4 protein-coding genes are annotated in these 1,989 nt (G+C 63.1%); all 4 read right to left on the minus strand.

The genetic code is table 11. The features are described from left to right. The coding region (locus ACXJKH_RS19395; protein ID WP_457321815.1) for an NADH-quinone oxidoreductase subunit D-related protein at window positions 1-575 on the minus strand (575 nt) is incomplete at its 3' end. Continuing rightward, window positions 572-1,324 carry an NADH-quinone oxidoreductase subunit C gene (locus ACXJKH_RS19400; RefSeq protein WP_457321817.1) on the minus strand — a complete coding sequence of 251 codons (753 nt, stop codon included), beginning with the start codon at window positions 1,322-1,324 and terminating at the stop codon, window positions 572-574. The genes ACXJKH_RS19395 and ACXJKH_RS19400, both read right to left, overlap by 4 nt. A 32-nt stretch (window positions 1,325-1,356) precedes the next feature. Further along, on the minus strand, window positions 1,357-1,911 hold the full coding sequence (locus tag ACXJKH_RS19405) for a NuoB/complex I 20 kDa subunit family protein (protein ID WP_038687233.1): 555 nt from the start codon (window positions 1,909-1,911) through the stop codon (window positions 1,357-1,359). Further along, window positions 1,902-1,989, minus strand: an 88-nt coding sequence (gene ndhC / locus ACXJKH_RS19410; protein WP_457321819.1) for an NADH-quinone oxidoreductase subunit A, incomplete at its 5' end; no start/stop codon positions are given. The genes ACXJKH_RS19405 and ndhC, both read right to left, overlap by 10 nt.

The raw sequence follows: 1,989 nt of genomic DNA on the forward strand, positions 1-1,989 counted from the left end.
CGCGATTCCTTGTACTTGGGCATGCGGTCCGGCAGGTCGCGGTAAACGCCGCCCGGACGGTAGTACGCCGCGTGCATGCGCGCGCCGGAGACCGCTTCATAGCAATCCATCAGCTCTTCGCGTTCACGGAAGGCGTACAGCATGACCGCCATCGCGCCCAGATCGAGCGCGTTGGAGCCCAGCCACATCAGGTGGTTCAGGATGCGGGTGATTTCGTCGAACATGGTGCGGATGTACTGCGCACGCTCAGGCGCTTCGATCCCCATCAGGGTTTCGATCGCGCGCACGTAGGCGTGCTCGTTGCACATCATCGACACGTAATCCAGGCGATCCATGTAACCGATCGACTGGTTGAACGGCTTGGATTCGGCCAGCTTTTCGGTACCACGGTGCAGCAGGCCCACGTGGGGGTCGGCACGCATGATGGTTTCGCCGTCCATTTCCAGGATCAGGCGCAGCACACCGTGCGCGGCCGGATGCTGGGGACCGAAGTTCATGGTGTAGTTGCGGATTTCCTGGCGCAGTTCGGCCGGGTTGCTCGCAAAGGCCTGGTGGGCCTGGGTGAATTCGCTCACTTGCTTGCCTCCGACTGCGCGGATTCACCGGCAGCGGTCTGGAAACGGGCGTCGTCACGGATCACGCGCGGCACGCCGACGCGCGGTTCGACCGAGGTGACCGGTTCGTAGATGACGCGCTGCTTTTCTTCGTCGTAGCGCACTTCGACGTTGCCGATCAGCGGGAAATCCTTGCGGAACGGATGGCCGACGAAACCGTAGTCGGTCAGGATCCGGCGCAGGTCCGGATGGCCTTCGAAGRTCACGCCGAACAGGTCGAACGCTTCGCGCTCGAACCAGTTCAGGCCCGGCCACACGTTGGTCAGCGAGGCAACCACCGGCAGTTCCTCATTCGGCGCAAAGCAACGGATGCGCATGGTGAGGTTGTGCTGGTAGGAGCGCAGCTGGGCGACCACGGCGAAACGCTGCAGCGGGATCGGCTGCGGCTGGGCGCCATCGCTGGTTTCGCGGGTGGGGAATTCACCCCAGGCGAAACGACCGACAGACTTGCCCTCGACGCCACGGCTAAAGCCCTGGGACGACACATCGGCCGTATCCCATTCGTCGCTGCCGTAGCCGAGGTAGTCCAGGCCGCACAGGTCAACGGCCTGCTCGAAACCGAATTCGTCGCGCAGCGCCACAGCAGTGGCATGCCAGTCAGCGGCGGGCACTTCCAGCGTCACTTCGCCGCGGGGTTCGACCACGAAGACCTGCGCACCTGCGAAACGTGCGGAAAGTCGGTCGATGAAGGAAGGTGCTTGCTCTGCCATGGGGGCTTGGCGTGCTCTTGTCAGGAGGGATGTCAGCGGGCGATGGTCTGCGTACGCCAGATCTTCTTCTGCAATTGCAGGATCCCGTACACCAGCGCTTCGGCGGTAGGTGGGCAGCCGGGAACATAAATGTCCACCGGCACCACGCGGTCACAGCCACGCACTACTGCATACGAGTAGTGGTAGTAGCCGCCACCGTTGGCGCAGCTGCCCATCGAGATGACCCACTTCGGGTCCGGCATCTGGTCATAGACCTTGCGCAGCGCCGGGGCCATCTTGTTGACCAGGGTACCGGCGACGATCATCACGTCGGACTGACGCGGCGACGGGCGGAACACCACCCCGTAGCGGTCAAGGTCCAGACGCGCGGCGCCGGCATGCATCATTTCCACGGCGCAGCACGCCAGACCAAAGGTCATCGGCCACATCGAGCCGGTGCGTGCCCAGTTGAGCAGCGCATCGACACTGGTGGTCAGGTAACCCTTTTCCAGCAGCGGGTTRTCGCCTTCGGGACGCAGGATGTCATCGACCCGCCCTTCCGGGACCGGGTTGTTCATCAGGCCGTCGAGCGTCTGAATCACTCCCATTCCAGCGCTCCCTTCTTCCAGACGTAAATGAAACCGAGGAAAAGCATGCCCACGAACAGGCCCATCGTGACCAGCGAA

Source organism: Stenotrophomonas sp. P5_B8, from assembly GCF_054049855.1.